Origin of the sequence: Streptomyces sp. WZ-12, assembly GCF_028898845.1 — a bacterium.
In the GTDB taxonomy this organism is placed as follows: Bacteria; Actinomycetota; Actinomycetes; order Streptomycetales; family Streptomycetaceae; genus Streptomyces.
In genome coordinates, this window is sequence record NZ_CP118574.1 from 8,126,215 (window position 1) to 8,144,903 (window position 18,689).

The window sequence follows — 18,689 nt, forward strand, 5'->3', positions numbered from 1 at the left end:
GCGCGGTTCTCAACGGAGGGGGAAGTTCCATGCGCAGTTCCCTGCTCAGCTCGACGTTCGTCCGCCGCGTCGGGGCGGGACTGGCGGCGATAGTGACGTTCGGCGGCCTCACGGCGGCTCCGGCGACCGCGGCCGAGCCCCGCACGTACGGCATGACCTCGTCGTTCGTCGCCTACGAAGGGACAAGTTTCTCGGGGCGGTCTCAAGACATCAACGGCTGTGGATTCCACGGCATCCCGTTCCACGGCTCCTACCGGTGGATCCCTCGGGGGCAGGACGGCCGTATGCACAACGCGGCCGACGGACGCGACGCGGTCCACACCGTCCTCCGCAGCAACCGCGGCGCGGAACAGTCCACTCCGTTCGGCTGGCGGAGCATGTACATCGTCTGCTGACCCAGTCGTCCACTGACCCAGGCTCGTGAGTTGTTCCTCAGCTCCTCAGCTCCTCAGTTCCTCGGGCCATGTCCTTGTGACGTGGCCCGAGGCGTCTTGCCCCATCTGTGCGGCAACTCCTCGGAGTCGTAAGGAAATTGAGTGGTCCGGTCGCCTCGGTGCGGGAGAAGGTGCGTTCGGCGTACGGCCGTTGGGGGCGGGGTGGCTGCCGTGGGCGGCCCCCGCGAGGAGAGAGGCATGGGGACTGTGACGACCGGAGCGGCGGCGTTGGTGGTGGGCAGTGACGTGAGCGTCAGGTTGGTGAAGGCGGGGCGGACGAAGGTGCGGTATCCCGCGACCGTCGTGCGCGACGACGGGACGCGCGCCGTGGTGCGGGCGCGGTGGGCGAGACCCACGGTCCGGGACTTCGGGTTCGTGCGGTTCGAGCCGGGCGATGTCTTCACCGAGCACTACTGGCGTGACCGTTGGTACGCGGTCAAGGAGGTACGGGACGCCGACGGCACGGTCAAGGGCTGGTACTGCGATGTGATGCGCCCGGCGCGGGTCGGGGCCGACGGCATCGAGGTCGAGGACCTGGACCTGGATCTGTGGCAGTCGGCCGACGGTGCGCGCGTGCTCCGGCTGGACGAGGACGAATTCGCGCGGAGCGGGATCGAGGCGCGCGATCCGGACGCGGCGGCCCAGGCACGGCGTGCCTTGGACAGGCTCGAAGAGCTTGCCCGGGGTGGGAACTTGCGCACGCTGTGAGCCTGTGCTGCGAGCGCGCCCGGCGCCGGCTGTTGACCTGCTGGCTGTTGACCTGCTGCCTGGGGGATGCGGGCTGGTCACGGGCCGACTTGCCGGATCGGTGGGGTTGTGCCTGGGCGTGGGGCGGCGGGGCCGGTGTTGGGGCGCGGTCCGGGTGCGATTGCCTGGGCGGCGGGGCGGGATCAAAGTGGGAGGGAGGCGGAAGACGTGGGCGCGTTCGTAGGGAGGCGTACCGCAATGACCGAGGCACTCTCCCGCCGGGAGCTTTTTCTCCTGGCACAGATCGAACAGGACCTGAGCGCGGAGGACGCCGCGCTGGACCGCCGTCTGACGGCCATGTGTTGGGACGCTCCGGGGCCGCAACCGTCGTCCGCCACGCGGCTCGACGGTGAACCGGGTGCTGCCCACTCGGTGGGAGCCATGTTCCGGGGCCTGTTGGCCAAGGCCGGCACGGCCGTTGCGGCGGCCATGGTGTCGGTGTGCGCGTCGGTCTGGGGACTGGCGCTGGCCTGCCTGGCCCGGCTCGTCTGCCGGTGGTCGCGCCCCCGGAACGCCCATGCCTGGGGACCGGGGGACTGAGCCCGGGACCGGTGCACCAACGCCGTGCGGTGAGCGATCGGTCGTGAGCGGTGGGCCGGGCGCGGTGTGCCGGCCCACCGCCCGCGCGGCCAGCGGAAGGAGCGACATGGGGATGTTTCCGGCGCCGCCGTCGATCGAGGGGCTCACCGCGGTGGTCACGGGTGGCTCGCGCGGACTGGGTTTTCTCATGGCCAGGGAGCTGATGGTCCGCGGTTGCGATGTCGTGCTGTTCGCCCGTGACGGGGACGAGCTGCACCGGGCGGTCGGCCGGCTCACGCCGTCGACCGTGGGTTCCGTACGCGGTGTGATCTGCGACGTGCGGGACAAGGCCGCGGTGCGGGAGCGCATCGATGAGGTCGTCGACGACAACGGCCGCCTGGACATCGTCTTCGCCAATGCCGGCATCATTCAGGTGGGGCCGGCCGACGCGCTCGGCACGGAGGGGTTCCACGACGCGATGGACGCGATCTTCAACGGCACGTTGAACACCGCGTTCGCCGCGCTTCCCCATCTGCGCAGCAGCCCGGCGGGCGGCAGGCTGGCGCTGATCGGGTCGGTGGGCGGGCTGCTGGCGGTGCCGCACCTGCTGCCGTACTCGTGCGCCAAGGCATCGGTTGCCGTTCTGGCCGAGGGGCTGCACGCGGAGGAGTCGGCGCACGGCGTTTCGGTGACCGGGATCCACCCCGGGTTGATGCGGACCGGCTCGCACCTCCACGCCCAGTTCGGTGGCGACCGGCGGCGCGAGTACGCGTGGTTCCAGGCCCTGGCCGGTGCGCCCGTGCTGTCCATGAACGCCGAACACGCGGCGGAACGCATCGTGACGGCCGTGCAGCGCCGGCGGCCACGCATCGTTCTCAGCCCACTGGCCAAGCTGGGCGCGGTGGCCCACGGCCTGGCGCCGGCCACCACGACGCGACTGACCACGGCCGCGGGCCGGTTGCTGCCCACCGGCGGCGGGCCGGGAACGGCCGAGGGGATCGAGGTCCAGGCACAGGGCCAGGCACCGGCACCGCGTTTGCGGGAGTGGTTGGGGGTGCTCAACGAACGGGCGGCCGACCGTTTCAACCAGCGGGGGCGGCACGACGGTGCTTGAGCGCGTTGCCTGAGCGCGTTGCTCGTGTGGGGGCGAAGGGCCGAGGTGCAACGAGGGGATTCTGGCGGCGAGTTCGGCTTCCAGCCGGTCCACGCCGTCGACGGTGGGGAGCCGGACCGTCACCGGGAGGACGTGCGGTTCGGTGGCCCACCACCGTCGGCAAACTGGCCGACGGCCGCGCTCACCAGCGGGGCGTGGAGCGGACCTCGAATCCGCTGAGCCGTTCCGGCTCCTCGTCGCGGATCTCCACGTGCGTCACCTCGGCGGCCGGTGGCCCCTGGTGCGCCCAGTCGACCATCCGCGCGACGCCCTCCTCGGCACCCTCGAAGACCGCTTCGACCTCCCCGCCAGGCAGGTTGCGCACCCACCCCGAGACGCCGCTCTCGACGGCGGTTTGGCGGCAGGTGTCCCTGAAGAAGACTCCCTGCACCGTTCCGGACACGATCACGCGCTTCCGCAGCATGAGCAGGACTGTAAGGGAAGGGGCGCGGCCGGGGGACGACCTCCGGGCCCGGCGCGCCCCGCGGGCCGGCCGGTCAGCCGCGGTCGCCGGCCGGTGCGACGTGCTTGCGGTACGCCGAGTCGAGGTCGCGGACCTCCACGGAGGCGTGCACCGTCAGGCCCGTCGCGGACGCCGTGTGGTGGCGCACCAGGTCGAGCGTCACCTCGCCGAGCGTGGCCTTGGCCTCCGCGGTGCGGCCCGGCAGGATCGCGAAGTCGAGGTGGATCAGGGCCTGTTGGGGCTCGTCGTGGGCGATGACGGCGTCGTCGACGCAGCGGAAGCGGGTCTTGCAGCTCTCGACGGTGATGCCGTCGACGGTCTTCGCGGCGAGGGCGTGCAGCTCGCGGGCGAAGCGTCGGCGGTCGAGGAACTCCCGTAGCGAGGCGTCGTAGTCGACGATGATCTGTGGCATGTGGGGTCTCCTTCCCGGGGCGTGGGGCACAGAGGGCGTAGGGCGAACGGTGGTTCGGGACAGCAACGTTAATCGACCGAACAGCCGCGGTCACTAGGGGCTTTGTTGAGTGGACAAGCCGTGTGCGGGGGGCGGCCGGGAGTTCGGGGTCACCGCGGGCCGACGGAGCCGTCCGCTGCGGAGCGGGCGATCCGCAGTCGCGCCCGCGCCCGGTCCACCAGCGGGTGCTTCTCCCGTTGGGTGCCCGATTTATCGTCCAACTCCTCGACGAGCCGCCGGGACCGCTTCTCCACGTCCAACTCGTCCAGGATCCGATCGATCTCGGTCAACAGCGCACCGTGCAACTGCCACTGACGCGGATGCTCCCGCACCCCGTCCAACAGCAGGTGCGCCACCACCTCCCGACTGGCGCGGCTGGCGGCCAGCGCCCGCACCAGTCGCTGCTCGGCCTCCTCGGCACTGGCGCTGACCTGCGTGGTGATGAGCACCGCGAAGCTCTCCACCGCCCGGGCCAGGTGACCGAAGAGTTCGTGCAGCGCCTCGGCGGTCTCCGGGGCGAACAGCGGCTCGTCGGTCCGTGCCTTGGCCAGGTCGGTCAGTGTGCGGCAGGCCGTGCGCAGCACCACCGCGGAGATCTCCAGGGCGTCCAGTCCGGTGCGCAGCACGACGCGGGAGAGCCGGCCCTCCTTGACGCGGGGGTTGAGCCGCAGGCTGTCCTCGGCCCGCCGCAGTGCCGCGTCCACCTGCACGATGTCGTGGTCCAGCCGCCGTGCCTGGTGCAGTCGCTCGGCCGCCTCCGGCACCGTCGTGCGGCCGCGCACCTGTTGGCCCAGGCCCAGCAGCAGATCGTGCATCCGTCCGGCCAGGCCCTCGATGGCCTCGCCGGCGGGCTGTACCCATACCGGCGGCACGAACAGCACGTTGAACAGCAGGCCCACGATCGCGCCGATCAGCGTTTCCAACACCCGGTCCCAGGCGGTCGCCGCCACCTGCGTCGTGGTCACCCCGAGCACCAGCATCGCGCTGATCGCCACCTCCGGCACGAACTCGCCGGCCCGCACGAACCGCCCCACCACCAGCGACGCCAGGATGATCAACCCCAGGCTCCACCAGGTCAGGCCGACCAGGGCGCTGAAGCCGATCGCGATGACCACGCCCACCACCACCGAGTTCACCCTGCGCACACCGGTGGTCAACGTGGTGTAGAGGGTGACTTGGACGACGAGGAGCGCGGTCAGGGGTGCGGTCAGCGGCGCCGGCTCGCTGCTCAGCAGCAGCGCGACGACGTAGGAGATCACCGCGGCGATGGTGGAGCGCAGCGTCTGGGCGACCACCGGCTCGGTGTGCCGCCGGACGAGATTCAACAGGGGGTCGGTAACGTCACGCACTCTTTGTCCCTTTCCCTCGATTTGCCGGGAACAACATCCGAGCGGTGATCGGTATGGAGTCGTGGGGGCACGGGGTCATGGGGGCCCCGAGTTGAAGTGTGTGCGCTTTGGTGGCCTTCGCCGCTGCGTCATCGGTCTGCTGCACGGTGTTACGCGGCGGGCCTGTCTGTTTCGCAGCCGACGTTTCCGTTTCGTTTGAATTTCGCCCGTCTCCTCCCCCTGTCGCTTTGGCGCCGGGCAGGTTGATGACGAGCCAATGACGTGGCGGGGGTGCCTCCGGGTGCTCACCCTGGAAGGGCAACTCCCCCGCACGACAACGCTGCTGCGCCGCACCTCCCCACACCTCTCCACGCCCGCTCAGGAGGTCCGATGAAGTCCCTTCAGCTACTCGGTATCGCGCTGCTCGGCCTCGCGCTGGCCACCGGCCCGGCCGCCGTGCGAACGACCGCCCACACCGGCCGGGGCTCCGAGGTCGCTGCCGCCCACCCGACCGCCGGCCAGTCGGGCGGGGACAGCGGCTGGGGCTGACACACCTCGGACCGTGGCGTCCGCCCACCTCATCCGCCGCCCCAACGCATCCGCCGTCCCGAGCCGTCCGCTTGCCCGAGCCGTCCGCACCATCGGAGGAAAGGTGTCTGAGAAAAGCCGGCTCCCCCCGGTCCTCCAGTCATTCGTCGACGAACTCGCGCTCTGTGTGGCCACTTACGGGGACAAGGGGGCCGCCCTCCTGTGGACCGAGGCCGACGAACACCTCCTCCTGCTGTACCACGTATGGCTGTTGGACCGCCTGTCGTGGATGTCTGGCATACCCGGGCCGGGCGTCCCCGTGTCTGGCGTGCCGGCGTCCGGTGCCCCGGTCGCCGCCGGCCCGGAGGCCGCGCCGCTCGTCGCCGCCCTCGGCCGGAACCTCGGCTGTTCCGTGCGGGCGTACTACCACGTGCTGCCCGCGGGAGGGGGCAGCGACCGGGTCGGCTTCGGCGAGGACGAGGTGACCCTGAGCGTCGCCGAGGGTGCCTGCCGGTTGCGCCTGTGGTCGCTCACGGGCGCCGAGTGCGCGGCGCCGGACCTACGGTTGCGGGAGGGCGAGTCGCTCTACGTACCGGCCGGCCACGTCTACGAGGTGTCGGACGTGCACACCCCAACGGTCCTGGTGGTACTCGTCCTTGGGGAGGAGGACTGAGGGGTTTGGCGGGAGGGGCCGAGGGGTGCCGGTCTCGGACGGTTCAGACGGCGACGCCGTCGCGGGCAGACACCTCCGCCGTCGGGCCATCCACTGCCTGGGTTTCCGTTGCCTGGAAGGCCGTTGCCCGGGCGTCCGTCTCCGGGACGTCCGGCCGGGGCTCGTCCGCCGACAGCAGCCCTCGGGTCGCCGCCGCCACCCCGGCCTGGAATCGGCTCTCCGCCCCCAACATCTGCATGATGTCGGCGATATGGCGACGCACCGTCCGCAGCGACATGCCCAGTCGGCGCGCGATCGTCTCGTCCTTCACCCCGGCCGCGAGCAGCCGCAGGATGGTCCGGTCGAGGTCCTTGGCGACGGACTCCAGTCCGTCCTCGGCGGCGTCGGAGAAGGGTTGGGCCAGGGCCCAGGACTGCTCGAAGAGGTTGCACAGGAAGTGGACCACGGACGGCTGCCGGATCACCACCGCGCCCCAGGTGCCCCGGTGGTCGGGGAGGAAGGCCAGTTTCCGGTCGAAGATGATGGCCCGGCCGAACAGTTGGTGCGCGGTGCGGTACTCCGCCCCCATCGCGCTGACCGTGGCCACGTATGCCTGGCTGGGGCTGTTGAAGCGGGCGGTGTGGTGGTACAGCGTGCGGATGGTGACCCCGCGCCGCAGCAACTCGGTGTCCCGGGCCAGGGCTTCCTTGAGCACCTCGGGGCGTCGGGTCCCGCCGGGCTGGACGGTCAGCATCTCCTCCCGGCACTCGTCGGCGGCCCGGTTCAGCGCGGCCCGCACCTCGGTGGGGCCGGGGATCGTGGACAGGTCCGAGGGCGCGCTCCGTAGTCCGTCGCCGTAGTACTCGGCGAGCCGGGCGAACTGGTCGTGCACGGTGCGCAGTTGGGTCTGCTGCTGTCGGATGGACTCCTTCAGGGGGCCGGTGACAACCGCCGCGACGAGGTGGGGATCGACGGCCCACAGTCGGCCGTCCTCGTCCGCGTCGGGCTGTATCAGTCCGAGCCGTTCCAACCTCTCGACGGCCCGCTGGATCTGCTCCTCGGACAGCTCCTCCGCCTGCGCCAACTGGGCGGTCGCCAGGCAACCATGCTGGGCCACCCACCGGTAGACGGCGACCTCGACGGCGTCGAGCCGATGCCCGGTGGCGAGCACATCATCACCGATCTGCTGGCCCATCCACAGCTCCTCTTCCGTTGTCCGGCGCAGGTGGAGGGAGTGCGTGATCGCCCCGCTCCCGCCCGCCTCGTCCGTCACCGGACCTGCGCCCGGCCCCACCGACGTGTCGGATGGGGCGCCGGAACTTGACTATGCACAGTCCGATATGCGCCTGTCCAAGACACGTTCATCATCGGGCTCATAACCATTGGGTATGACACCCCTACCTCCCCCCTACGCCCACCCAACTTCCCTATTTTCCTCAACCTTCCCTATTCATCTTGAAGATGAGGAAGGTTAAGGTATTTTCATGAGCGATCGTTTCTACACCGTGGAGCAGGTGGCCTCCTGGTTGGAGCTGCATGTCCGCACCGTGCGGAACTACGTCCGCGACGGGCGGCTCCCCGCGGTCCGGATCGGCAAGCAGTACCGCATCGCCCACGAGGACCTGGAGACCTTCACCGGTCGCCCGGTCCCCGCGTCCGACGGCGCAACTGCCGGGCGGCCGGGCCACAGTGAGGCGTCGACCATCGTCGAGATCGAGGACATCGACCGCGCCGTGGTCGACCGCCTGAGCACGATGCTGATGGCCGCGGCCGCCGACCGGGGCCCTGGCTCCCGGTCGCTGCGGATCGAGACGGTCTACGACAAGGAACGGGCCCGGATGAAGGTCATCGTCCTCGGCGGACTGGCCGACACGGCCCGGCTGTTGGAATGCATAGAGGGGGTGCTCGCGTCATGAGTACGCGCGCAGAGAAGAACGCAACGACGAGACCACCGGCGACAAGCCAAGCGATGACAAGCCAAGCGACGACACAAACGACGACACAAGCGAGGGCAACGTCCACGGGAGCGCCGACGGGCACGTCCACGGAAACGTCCACCCGAACAACCGCGGGAACCCCGGCGGGGGCGAGCAACCTCTACGACTCCGAGGCCGGGGCGGCGGCGATCCTGGGCCGGTACCAAGAGGTGCTGGACGGCTGGCCGGTGCCGGCGGAGCAGGTGCGGGTGCCGACCCGGCACGGAGAGACCTTCGTCGTCGTCACCGGGCCGGCGGACGCACCGCCCGTCCTGCTGCTGCACGGCTCGGGTGCGAACGCCTCGATGTGGCGCGACGACATCACGGCCTGGTCCAGGCACTTCCGCACCTACGCCGTGGACCTCATCGGCGAGCCCGGCTACAGCGCCCCCACCCGCCTGCCGCTGGCCTCCGAGGGCCATGCGGACTGGCTGGACGACGTGTTGGCCGCCCTCGGCGTCGACGAGGCGGCCGTGGTGGCGACATCGCTCGGCGGGTGGCTGGCGCTGGACTACGCGAACCGTCGACCGGAGCGGGTGACGCGACTGGCGCTGCTCTGCCCCGGCGGCGTGGGACGGCAGCGCACGGGCTGGCTGGTGAAGGCACTGCTGCTACGAGCCCTCGGCCCGAGGGGAGTGCGGCGTTCGGCGCAGAAGGGAACGGGCCTGGACGCGCGGGAGTTCGCGCCCGTGCTCGACACCGTCGTCCTGACCTTCACCCACTTCACACCGCGCATGGAACGACTCCCGACCTTCTCCGACGCGGAGTTGGGACGGCTGGCCATGCCGGTACTGACGATCGTCGGGGGCCGCGACGTCCTCTTCGACTCCGCGGGGACCGCCCGACGGATGCGCGCCTGCGTACCGCACGCGCAGGTGCGCCTCCTGCCCGAACACGGCCACGCGCTGCTCGGCCAGACCGCCACCGTCCTTGATTTCCTCCGCAGTTGACGGTGCGGGCGCGCCCCGCCCCCGCTGGTGGCTTGGTGCTCCGAGACATACGGTGACCGTGCCATCCGCGCCGAGCGATCGGCATCGACATCGGGATGGGCATCGACATCGGCGTCGGGGTCGGGGTCGGGGCAGAGCATCCGCGACCGACTGACGGGCAGTGGGCGGGCGTTCGATCACCGGCGGTTTGCCGGGGCGTCGACGGGGACATCTGCTGCGCATGGACCAGCCGCGCGCCAAGACCGCCGAAGGGAACGCCGGTTGCCCGCTCGCGGGTGGCCGCGCGGCGCCGTCCCCGCCGACGCCCGGCGGTGGGGGAGAGGGCGGCAACGACGCCCGCCAGAGTCGTCGCGCGCTCCTCGCGGCGACCGTCGGCGGGGTCGTCGAATCCTTCGACTGGACGGTCTACGCCGTACTGGCGCCGTTCTTCGCCGCGCAGGTGTTCCCCGGCGACGACCCGGTGGCCCAACTGCTCGGCGCCTACCTAGGCTTCGCCGTCGGCTTCGTCGTCCGCCCCCTGGGCTCGTACCTGATGGGCCGGATCGCCGACGCCCGCGGTCGCCGCTTCGGCCTGACCCTCAGCATGGCCGTGATCTCCGCGGCGAGCGCGCTGATCGCGGCCCTCCCGACGGCCGGGACGGTCGGCGCGGCGGCACCGGTGCTCCTGGTGGGACTGCGGCTCGTCCAGGGCCTGTCGATGGGCGGCGAGAACCCCAGCGCCGCCGCGTACGTCACCGAGACCGCGCCGCCCGCCCTGCGGTTCCTCTACAGCGCGCTGTCCTACTCCGGCGTCGTCGTCGGTAACATCCTCTCCTTCGGCGTGCTCACCCTGCTGCTGACCATCCTCGGCAACGACGGGGTGACCGGCGGAGGTTGGCGGATCGGCTTCCTGGCGGCGGCCGCGCTCGGACTGCTCGCGCTGTGGATCCGGCGCGGGGCGCAGGAGAGCGCGGAGTTCACCGCGCACGCCGCCCACCGGCCCACCGGCCGCGAACGGCGGACGCTCCTGCGCACCCACGCCCGCCACCTCCTCGCCGTCTTCCTGATCACACTCGGCGCGACCGTCGGCTACTACTTCGGCACCACCTACCTCCCGCACTACGCCGCCCAACTCGGGGTCGCCTCGGACACCGCCTCGGCCGCGGCCATGCTGCTGCCGCTGCTCGCACTGATCGCCGCGATGGCCGGCGTCGGGCGGCTCGCCGACCGGTTCGGCGCGCTGCCCACCCTGCGCGCAGGACTGGCGCTGCTCGCCCTGGGCACCGTTCCGCTGATGACCGCGCTGGCCCACCGGGCGCTGCCGATGTGGCTGGTGACCGTCGGCTATCTGCTGCTCATCGCGGCCCCCATCGGACTGGCGAACGTGCTCTTCGCCCGGCTGTTCCCGGTGGCGGTGCGAGTGGTGGCGATGGGCGTGCCGTTCACTCTGGCCACCGGCCTCTTCGGCGGGACCTTCCCCCTGCTGGCCCAGGCACTCGCCAACACCGGCCGCCTCACCCTGGTGCCCTGGTGGGCGGCCGGCGCCGCCGCCCTCTCCCTCCTCGGCACCTACCTCATCCGCCCCCCAACCTCCCCAACCCGCAAGGAGCATGCATGAACCTCCGCGACGACGCCCGCGCCCTCTCCGACGACCTGGTACGACTCCGCCGCAGCCTGCACCGCATCCCCGAGGTCGGCCTCGACCTGCCCCGCACCCAAGAGGCGGTACTCACCGAACTGGACGGCCTGCCACTGGAGTTGACCCTCGGCGAGGGACTCAGCTCCATCACGGCGGTGCTGCGCGGGGCGGCCCCCGGTCCCGTCGTCCTGCTCCGCGGTGACATGGACGCCCTGCCGGTCGCCGAACGCACCGGCCTGGACTTCGCCGCCGACAACGGACGGATGCACGCCTGCGGCCACGACCTGCACACCACCATGCTCACCGGCGCCGCCACCCTCCTCTCCGCGCACCGCGACCAGCTCGCCGGCGACGTGGTCTTCATGTTCCAACCAGGCGAGGAGGGCTTCGACGGCGCCCGACACATGCTCGCGGAGGGCCTGTTGGACGCGGCCGGCCGACGCCCCGACGCGGCGTACGCCGTCCACGTCATGTCCGCGGGGCTGCCCAGCGGCGTCTTCGGGACCCGCGGCGGCCCGGCGCTGGCCGCGGCCGACGACCTACGGGTGACCGTCCGGGGTGCCGGCGGCCACGGTTCGATGCCGCACCGCGCCAAGGACCCGGTACAGGCAGGCTGCGCCATGGTCACCGCGCTCCAGGCATGGATCACCCGCACCTTCGACGTCTTCGACCCGGTGATCCTGACCGTCGGCACCTTCCACGCCGGCACCCAGCAGAACGTCATCCCGGACACCGCGGTCTTCGAGGCCACGGTCCGCAGCTTCTCGTCCGCCGCCCAGGCCCGGCTCAAGGACGGCACGGTGGAGGTCTGCCGGGGCATCGCCGCGGCCTACGGGGTCGAGGTGGACGCCGAGTTCACCCACCTCTACCCGGTCACCGTCAACGACCACACCGAGGCCGAATTCGCGGCCCACGCCGTCCGCGAGGCCCTCGGCGAGGAGCACTTCGTGCCCCTGCCCCGCCCCCTGCACGGCTCCGAGGACTTCTCCCGCGTCCTGGCCGAAATCCCCGGCGCCATGCTCACCCTCGGCGCCCCACCCGCCGGCGCCGACCCCGAGCACGCCCCCAACAACCACTCTCCGCGCGCCGAATTCGACGACACCGTCCTGGCCGACGGCACGGCCCTCTACGCGGAACTGGCAACCCGCAGGCTGACCCGCCCGACCGCGTAGCGGTACCTCACCTGAATCGCTCTGCGGGCCCGGCCCGGCGCGTGGCCGGGCTTGTCCTCCCCGGCGGTGCCTGGGTGTCCCTCCACCCGGGCACCGCCACCCCGTCCCCGATCGGGACACCCCCATCGGCATCCCGATCGACCCCACAACTCACCCCAGATAGGGGTACGTTCCGGCGAGGTAATCCCTGATCTGCTGCCGCCTGCTGGCATGGACGTCGTACCGCTCAAGCTCCCCCGGCCGCGCCACCGCCTCCTGCCTGGGAACCCGGGCCGCTGCCCCAGCGCTGCGGCCCGCCTGCCGCGAGCCTCCGAGCGTAGCCATCGAACGGCCCTGAGGCGTCGACCTCTTGAGACGGGGCCCAGGCAGCCGCGCCGCATCACCTTCGGGATCCGGCGCCCGGCCGTCACATCTCCGGCGCAGCCCCTTCGACAGTCGCCAAGTTTCCTACTATTCTAAATTTCAGACTACTCGGGGCTGCGAAGGAGCGTGGGCTGATGACGGTGACTTCGCCTCAAGGGGCGTGGGTACGGGCGCTGCTGCAGCTCTGCCTGCTCGGTGTCCTGGAGTCCGAAGGGCCGAGCTACGGCTACGCGTTGCTCAATCGACTGGCAGAGGCGGGCCTCGACACCGTCAAACCCGCCACGCTCTACCCCGCGCTGACCCGCCTCGCGGAGGAGGGCGCGGTGGAGGCGCAGTGGGCGGCCGGCGAGAGCGGCCCGGGGCGCAAGTACTACGCCATCACCGAGCAGGGGCGGGCTCATCTTGAGGGCCAGCGCAGGGCGTGGGGGGACTTCAGGGCCATCGTCACGGCGCTGGCAGAGGGGAAGAGTTGATGACGGCGACAGCAGAGATCCGGTGGGCACAGAAGGAGGACGAGAGGTGGGCTGCCGCCTTCGAACTTCACTTCATCACGAAGTTCCATCCCCCCAAGGGACTGGCGAACCAGGTGTTGTCCGAGGTCTACGAGGCAGTGACTGAGACAGGCCAACCGGCAGGCGACCTGTTCGGTGAACCGCGGCAGTACGCGGCCTGCGTTGCGGCCGACCGCATCGACGAGACGCACGCGAGCAAGAGGAATGTAGACGGCACAACCCCCGGTGAACGGCTCACCGGCACCGTCGTGGCGGCGGGCTTCGTGGCCATGACGGTGTCCGTCGTGTACTGGGTGCGCGGCGGCTTGTGGGCCGATGTGTCGGCAGCGTCACTCGTGGGAGTCGGCGCCCTGGCTACATGCGCCGTGGTCCTGTGCCTCGTTGAGGCGTTGCGTGCCGCTGGGCGCGTGCAAGCCGCCCTCGTGTGCGGGGGTGCGGCGGTGGCCATGGTCGCAGCCGGGTTCGCCGCTTTCACCATGCTCCCGCGGCACGTACTTTTCTCGCTACCGATGCCCGTGTTGGTGGCCGCATCAGCCGCCGTGATGGTCGGCGCGTATCGCTTGCCGGACGCCACGGCAGACACGTGGTTCACCCGGCAGCGGGCCGAGGACGACGCACAGTGGCTGCGACAACTGGACGGGTTGCTCCGGGGGCGGCACAGCCTCCCGGCGCGCCAGGCCGGGGAACATGTGGCTGAGGCGCGTTCCCACCTGGCGAGCGCACCGGACCTGACGGCGCAGGAGGAGTTCGGGGACGTGGAGACGTATGCGGCCCGGCTCGCCGGCGGCCCCCGTCGAACGAAATGGACGGAGCGTCACAAGGCTTACCTGGCAGGGGCGTTCGCGGCAGCCGTCGCGGTGGCGAACTTCGATGTGCTGCGCACGGCAGATGTCACCTCGTTCGGCTTCTGGTGCGCGGCGGTCGCCGTGGCGTTCTCCCTGGGCTACGCCGCGGTGCGCTTCCGGGATTGCCGTCAGCAACGACAGTTGAGTCACTTTTTCAGACAGAGGTGAGTCCGTATTGCGGTGAGGATCTGCTCGGCCTGCGCGGCGCTGAACTCGGTCGCACCGCTGAACCGTTGGCGGGTGATGTCCACCTGCTTGGCGTGGTCGTTGGGGAAGCTGTGGACCGTGCCGAAGGTGTCGCGGCCGCGGCTTACCGCCCGGTCTTCCTTGCCGTTGACGATGGCCGGCGAGATGGCGTTCAGCGCGCGAATGTACTTCGCCTGCGTTGCCGCGTCGGGCTTGGGCGGGATCCCCCGGTCCCGCTCCACATCCTGAATCGCCTTGCCGGCAGAAGCCGTTGCCGCCGGCGTGCTCAGTACGGGAGGCTTCTCGGTCTTGAGGCCGTCCGAACTGCTGCACGCAGCCAGCGACAGAGCGAGGGTCACGGTGGTTAAGACAACGGCGGTGCTCTTCACGTTCGGTCTCCCGAGCAGATGACTACTGACACGGGTGTGACCATCAAGCGCGTGTAAAGGTTGTGGAATCGCAGTGTGGAGTTGACGTGCGCGACGAGGGGCACTCGACGAGAAGCCAGCCACCGCATCACGTGATGCGGTGGCTGGAGTGGCTGATCGTGTCAGTGTCCGGCGTCCGGTGTCAGGACCTCGCACGGCATCCACTTCCTCAGCGCCTCCGGCACCGGAACCGTGCCGTCTGGCCGCTGGTGTTGTTCCAGGATGGCCGGCAGGAGACGGCTCGTGGCGAGGCCCGAGGCGTTGAGGGTGTGGACGTAGGCCGACTTGCCTTGACGGGGCAGGTAGCGGATGTTGCCGCGTCGGGCCTGGTAGTCGTGGGCGTTCGACACTGAGCTGACCTCGACGTACGCGGCGAGGCTCGGCAACCACACCTCGACGTCGAAGGTCCTCGCCATCGCGCCGCTCATGTCGCCCGCCGCCAGGCGGCTGACCCGGTAGTGCAGGCCCAGTCCCGCAACCAGACGCTCGGCCTTGCCGAGGAGCTCGTCGTACGCGGCCTGTGCCTGGTCGGGTGTCGTGAACTGGAACATCTCGACCTTGTTGAACTGGTGCCCGCGCAACGTCCCGCGATCCGCGGCCCGGTGGGCGCCGGCCTCCTTGCGGTAGCTCGGAGTGTAGGCGAAGTACCGCTTGGGCAGCTCGGCCTCCGGCAGCGTCTCGTCGCGATGGAGGCTGGCCAACGCGGTCTCCGCGGTCGGCAGCAGAAACCTCCCCGGGCCGCGTTCGTCGCCCTCTACGGTGAACACCTCATCGGCGAACTTCGGGAACTGCCCGGCCGCGTAACCCGCTTCGTACGTCAGAACGTGCGGCGGCAGCACGAACTCGTAGCCGTCGCGGACGTGCGCCTCGATGAAGTAGTTGAGCAGCGCCCACTCCAGCAGCGCGCCGTTGCCGCGGTAGACCCAGTACCCGCTGCCCGCGAGCTTGGCGCCGCGCCGGTGATCGACGAGCCCGAGCTCGTCGGCCAGCTCGACGTGGTCCTTGGGCGGGAAGGCGAACCGGGGCGGCTGACCGACGGTGTGAACGACGTGGTTGTTCTCCTTGCCGCCGGCCGGCACGTCGTCGTCGGGAACGTTGGGCAACGGTTCCAGGAAAGCCCGATGGGCCTCTTCCAACCCCCGCAGTCGCTGTTCGGTTTCGCCCAACTGCCCGATGAGCAGCTTGGCTTGGGCGTGCACGTCCTCCACGGCCGCACCGGCGCGCTGCCTGCGAGCGATCTCACCCGAGATCGCGTTCCGTTCGCCGCGCAGCCGCTCCACCTCCCGGCGCACCTCACGCAACTCGTGGTCCAGGCGGAGGAAGGCATCGACGTCGAGGTGGACGGCGCGTTTGGCCAACGCCGCACGCACGTACTCGGGTTGGGTGCGGATCAGGTTGATGTCCAGCATCGGCTGGTTCTCCCGTTCGACCAGGCCCTCAACGAGGGCGTGATCCCTTGGGGGCGCGGGCGAGAAGGGGCAACTCGCGGTGCCACCGCGCCTTCGCCGCCAGTAGCGTGGCGGCCTCGTTCACAACCCTGTGACGGGGGTTGGCCGGCGAGGCATCGGGCCACACTTCGGGACCGTTCCTCCTCGCACTCAGGAGGGGATTCACTCCGGGACGCGAGGCCGCCGTCACAGCATCTGGCGGCTCTCTCGGCTCGCGGGATCCGGGCTACTTGTCTCCGTCATCGCGTTACGGCTGAGAATAAGGGGCTGCTTTCGCGCGATGCCAGCGAATTTTCGGCCCACGGTGTTTTCGCCCTCTGTACGACCTTGGCGACGAACGGTGGCCAGGGCCCGGCCGGCGGGGCACAGGGCGACATGGGGTATGGCGTTACGCAGAGCCGAGTCCGCGCCTTCGTCCGGGCTCGGCGTTGTCCGCAGCCTCGGCCGCATTTCAGCAGCACTATGGCCGGCCGACCGGTACGGCGAGGCCGCCGATTGACGGGTGACTTCCTCAACAACGGCCGGCACGCCGTCGGGGTTAGCGCTGCCCCGGATGTCGATTCGGGGGCCTTTCGCGGTGAAAGGCCCCCGGGGCGAGCAGGTCAGTGGGCCTTGTCGTACGCCTCGCGAACGTCGGCCGGCACGCGGCCGCGCTCAGAGACCTCGTAACCCGCCTCCCGCGCCCAAGCGCGCACGGCCGCGCTGTCATCGCGTCGCGCCACGGTCTTCTGGCCCTTGCGGGACTTGCCGACCCGTCGTCCAGACCGCGTGAACGGTGCAAGAGCCTCCAGCAGCTGGTCGTAACTGTCGGGTGCCAGGTCAATTTCATATTCGACGCCGTCGAGGCCGAAACGATGAGTGGCGGCCTCCGAGCTTTCCTCGCCCGTGAGGTCGTCCGTGACGATGGTTACTACTTTCTGAGCCATGCAGAAACTATAGAAGACGTCGTAAGGTGCTTTGACGCCTCCCTGCGTGGGTCGAGCGGAAGAGGCGTCATGACCCCGGGCTCTGTAGCCGAGTTGGAGGAGTGCCCGTTGACCCGCAGGTGCCGCAATGCGCCGCTTTATGTAGGTTGGCTCGGCGCCGAGTTCCCCTGTCGCTCTCCAAGCGGAGAGTTTGTTGGCAGAATTAATCATTTTTGGTCGCCGTGCCGAGCGTGCGGCGCACCTGATCTGAGGGCGACATCTCCTCGGCGACCGCGAGCTTCGTGGTAGCGGGGAGCCGCAGAGAAAACCGACTGTGCCGATGCGCGGGCAACAGGTAGAAATAGGGGCATGACGGTCTTCTACTGCGCGAAGTGCGCCGTGCAACTCACGCCGGAACTGCGGCGGCTGCCTGCCGTTCCGGAGGTCTCCGTGGACGACAAGGACCGAGACAAGAAGACCTTCCTGGCGCCGTCGACGGTGCCGCGGGGGCATTACGCGATTGACCCGGAACCCTGGGGAGCTCCCTTCGAATCCGCCGGGGACGAGCGCCCGCACTCGGTGGGCGACCGGTCGCTGATGATGCCGGCGGCATGGGGCAATGCGGTCTCCGCGGGCCCCAAGGACTCTGCGATCGTTCACCCGGAAGATCTCCCGATCCTGACCGTGACCGGTGCCGACCGACGACATTGGGGTTGTTGCGGTCCATTGGGCACCGGAGGTCGCAACATGGCCTGCACCTGCGGGACCCTCATCGCAACCCTCGTCGCGGACTGTATGGGGCCGCACGAGCTGCATCTCGACCCGGTGCGGGTGTACGCCTGGGACGGTTGACTGGGGTGGCACCGTTGCACACAGGCAAGAGTGTGACTCCAACTACGTGGAGTCTCGGGCCAGTTGTGGTGGTGCGAATGGGGCGACGACGGTGGGGCTGGTCAGGCCGGACTCGGCCAGGCGGGCACGGGGGTGGAATCGATCACCCCGGGCGAGCGAAGGGCGTCCGCCCGGCCTGTTCGACGCGTGGCAGTGCCGATGGTCCGTCCGGGTTCTGATAATCGACATGCGCCGTGACTTCCGCGTGCCCTCGTCGTTGGCTGAGACATGAGGCGAACCACATGGCGCCGTCGTATTGCAGCGGTGCTCGCATGTCCGTTGTCCCTTCTCCTGGCCGGGGCCGCCACATCCGCCTCCGCCGACAGCAAGCCGCCTGTTGAGACCCGCCAAGGTGGATACGCGGCCCTGGGCGATTCGTTTGCTTCGGGCGTTGGTGCTGGTGCGTCCAGCGGTAAATGCCGCCGCGCCGCTCACGCGTACCCCGCGTTGTGGGCCGCCGCCCACCGCGGTGAACCGTTCGACTTCGCCGCTTGTTCGGGCGCGAGGGCCCACGACGTCATCACCTCCCAACTCTCCGGCCTCAGCTCTCGCACGGCACTGGTGAGCCTCACGGTCGGCGGGAACGACATCGGCTTCGCCGACGTGATGAAGACCTGCGTGACGAGGGGTGAGAACGCCTGCCTGGCGACCGTCGCCCGCGCCGAACGGACCATGGACCACGTGCTGCCGGGTACGTATGACGGGCTCCTGCAGAGCGTCACGAAGGCCGCACCCCATGCCCGTGTGGTCGTGCTCGGCTATCCACACCTGTATGCCGACCGGGCCTGCGCCGCCGGGATGGTGACACGGAGGAGCCAGACAGCGCTCAACGCGGCGGCCGACCACCTCGATCGCGTCATCGCTGGCCGCGCGCGGGCGCACAAGGGCGCCGTCTTCGCCGACGTTCGGCCGGCATTTGCCGGACACGGGGTCTGCTCCGCCGACTCCTGGATCAATCCCCCGTCACTGCTCACCGCCGACGTGTCGTACCACCCCACCGCGCAAGGCCAGCGCAAGGGCTACCTTCCCGCCCTGGGAGCGGCATCAAGGCCCTGACCTCGTCGCGTTACCTTGCTGCCTTGCCGCCCTGCCGTCGCTCCGATCGGCCAGAAGCGGCCTG

21 protein-coding genes are annotated in these 18,689 nt (G+C 70.1%); 14 read left to right on the forward strand and 7 right to left on the reverse strand.

Going from position 1 to position 18,689, the window contains the following annotated elements:
- The first annotated feature begins 29 nt into the window (after window positions 1-29).
- The 4 genes from PV796_RS35635 (at window position 30) to PV796_RS35650 (ending at window position 2,814) form a co-directional block, all read left to right on the forward strand.
- The gene (locus tag PV796_RS35635; protein ID WP_274917877.1) at window positions 30-395 is read left to right on the forward strand and encodes a MiAMP1 family antimicrobial peptide; all 366 of its coding nucleotides are present in this window, start codon (window positions 30-32) and stop codon (window positions 393-395) included.
- A 237-nt stretch (window positions 396-632) separates the two neighbouring features.
- Window positions 633-1,142 carry a DUF402 domain-containing protein gene (locus PV796_RS35640; RefSeq protein WP_274917878.1) on the forward strand — a complete coding sequence of 170 codons (510 nt, stop codon included), beginning with the start codon at window positions 633-635 and terminating at the stop codon, window positions 1,140-1,142.
- Window positions 1,143-1,379: 237 nt separating this feature from the next.
- Window positions 1,380-1,721 (forward strand): DUF3040 domain-containing protein, encoded by a 342-nt coding sequence (locus PV796_RS35645; protein ID WP_274917879.1) that lies wholly within the window; start codon window positions 1,380-1,382, stop codon window positions 1,719-1,721.
- 106 nt (window positions 1,722-1,827) lie between these two features.
- Window positions 1,828-2,814: an SDR family NAD(P)-dependent oxidoreductase gene (locus PV796_RS35650; RefSeq protein WP_274917880.1), complete on the forward strand. Its 987-nt coding sequence runs from the start codon at window positions 1,828-1,830 to the stop codon at window positions 2,812-2,814.
- 181 nt (window positions 2,815-2,995) lie between these two features.
- On the opposite strand, the gene PV796_RS35655 is transcribed toward PV796_RS35650, so the two are convergent.
- The 3 genes from PV796_RS35655 to PV796_RS35665 all read right to left on the reverse strand — a co-directional run bounded on the left by PV796_RS35655 (window position 2,996) and on the right by PV796_RS35665 (window position 5,116).
- On the reverse strand, window positions 2,996-3,277 hold the full coding sequence (locus tag PV796_RS35655; protein WP_274917881.1) for an acylphosphatase: 282 nt from the start codon (window positions 3,275-3,277) through the stop codon (window positions 2,996-2,998).
- A 73-nt stretch (window positions 3,278-3,350) separates the two neighbouring features.
- Window positions 3,351-3,728, reverse strand: coding sequence for a 5-carboxymethyl-2-hydroxymuconate Delta-isomerase (locus tag PV796_RS35660; RefSeq protein WP_274917882.1), 378 nt, complete (start codon window positions 3,726-3,728; stop codon window positions 3,351-3,353).
- Between the two features lie 149 nt (window positions 3,729-3,877).
- Window positions 3,878-5,116 (reverse strand): aromatic acid exporter family protein, encoded by a 1,239-nt coding sequence (locus PV796_RS35665; RefSeq protein WP_274917883.1) that lies wholly within the window; start codon window positions 5,114-5,116, stop codon window positions 3,878-3,880.
- Between the two features lie 369 nt (window positions 5,117-5,485).
- On the opposite strand from PV796_RS35665, the gene PV796_RS35670 reads away from it, so the two are divergent.
- Together PV796_RS35670 and PV796_RS35675 are read left to right on the forward strand one after the other, a co-directional pair.
- Window positions 5,486-5,644, forward strand: a complete 159-nt coding sequence (locus PV796_RS35670; protein WP_274917884.1) for a hypothetical protein — start codon at window positions 5,486-5,488, stop codon at window positions 5,642-5,644.
- A 103-nt stretch (window positions 5,645-5,747) separates the two neighbouring features.
- Complete coding sequence (locus PV796_RS35675) at window positions 5,748-6,296, forward strand: hypothetical protein (RefSeq protein WP_274917885.1); 549 nt, start codon at window positions 5,748-5,750, stop codon at window positions 6,294-6,296.
- Between the two features lie 43 nt (window positions 6,297-6,339).
- On the opposite strand, the gene PV796_RS35680 is transcribed toward PV796_RS35675, so the two are convergent.
- The gene (locus PV796_RS35680) at window positions 6,340-7,470 is read right to left on the reverse strand and encodes a helix-turn-helix transcriptional regulator (protein ID WP_274917886.1); all 1,131 of its coding nucleotides are present in this window, start codon (window positions 7,468-7,470) and stop codon (window positions 6,340-6,342) included.
- A gap of 289 nt (window positions 7,471-7,759) precedes the next feature.
- Here PV796_RS35680 and PV796_RS35685 point away from each other — a divergent pair, with 289 nt between their 5' ends.
- The 6 genes from PV796_RS35685 (at window position 7,760) to PV796_RS35710 (ending at window position 13,879) form a co-directional block, all read left to right on the forward strand.
- Complete coding sequence (locus PV796_RS35685) at window positions 7,760-8,191, forward strand: helix-turn-helix domain-containing protein (RefSeq protein WP_274917887.1); 432 nt, start codon at window positions 7,760-7,762, stop codon at window positions 8,189-8,191.
- 53 nt (window positions 8,192-8,244) lie between these two features.
- Entirely contained in the window at window positions 8,245-9,201 is a 957-nt protein-coding gene (locus PV796_RS35690) for an alpha/beta fold hydrolase (protein ID WP_274917888.1), read from the forward strand.
- A 220-nt stretch (window positions 9,202-9,421) separates the two neighbouring features.
- On the forward strand, window positions 9,422-10,798 hold the full coding sequence (locus PV796_RS35695) for an MFS transporter (protein ID WP_274917889.1): 1,377 nt from the start codon (window positions 9,422-9,424) through the stop codon (window positions 10,796-10,798).
- Entirely contained in the window at window positions 10,795-11,991 is a 1,197-nt protein-coding gene (locus PV796_RS35700) for a M20 metallopeptidase family protein (protein WP_274917890.1), read from the forward strand. The genes PV796_RS35695 and PV796_RS35700 overlap by 4 nt, the downstream gene beginning before the upstream one ends.
- 497 nt (window positions 11,992-12,488) lie before the next feature.
- Complete coding sequence (locus tag PV796_RS35705) at window positions 12,489-12,827, forward strand: PadR family transcriptional regulator (RefSeq protein WP_274917891.1); 339 nt, start codon at window positions 12,489-12,491, stop codon at window positions 12,825-12,827.
- Window positions 12,827-13,879, forward strand: coding sequence for a hypothetical protein (locus tag PV796_RS35710; protein ID WP_274917892.1), 1,053 nt, complete (start codon window positions 12,827-12,829; stop codon window positions 13,877-13,879). The genes PV796_RS35705 and PV796_RS35710 overlap by 1 nt, the downstream gene beginning before the upstream one ends.
- Here the strand turns inward: PV796_RS35710 and PV796_RS35715 are convergent.
- From PV796_RS35715 to PV796_RS35725, 3 genes are all read right to left on the reverse strand, one after another.
- Window positions 13,858-14,286, reverse strand: coding sequence for a hypothetical protein (locus PV796_RS35715; protein WP_274917893.1), 429 nt, complete (start codon window positions 14,284-14,286; stop codon window positions 13,858-13,860). The genes PV796_RS35710 and PV796_RS35715 overlap by 22 nt on opposite strands.
- Window positions 14,287-14,447: 161 nt before the next feature.
- Window positions 14,448-15,734 (reverse strand): serine--tRNA ligase, encoded by a 1,287-nt coding sequence (serS, locus tag PV796_RS35720; RefSeq protein WP_274917894.1) that lies wholly within the window; start codon window positions 15,732-15,734, stop codon window positions 14,448-14,450.
- A gap of 641 nt (window positions 15,735-16,375) precedes the next feature.
- Window positions 16,376-16,699, reverse strand: coding sequence for a histone-like nucleoid-structuring protein Lsr2 (locus PV796_RS35725; protein ID WP_274917895.1), 324 nt, complete (start codon window positions 16,697-16,699; stop codon window positions 16,376-16,378).
- Window positions 16,700-17,047: 348 nt separating this feature from the next.
- Between PV796_RS35725 and PV796_RS35730 the strand changes: the two genes are divergently transcribed.
- Together PV796_RS35730 and PV796_RS35735 are read left to right on the forward strand one after the other, a co-directional pair.
- A complete protein-coding gene (locus PV796_RS35730) occupies window positions 17,048-17,530 on the forward strand; it encodes a hypothetical protein (RefSeq protein WP_274917896.1) in 483 nt (160 codons plus the stop codon).
- A gap of 267 nt (window positions 17,531-17,797) precedes the next feature.
- Window positions 17,798-18,625: an SGNH/GDSL hydrolase family protein gene (locus PV796_RS35735; RefSeq protein ID WP_274917897.1), complete on the forward strand. Its 828-nt coding sequence runs from the start codon at window positions 17,798-17,800 to the stop codon at window positions 18,623-18,625.
- Window positions 18,626-18,689: the final 64 nt, after the last annotated feature.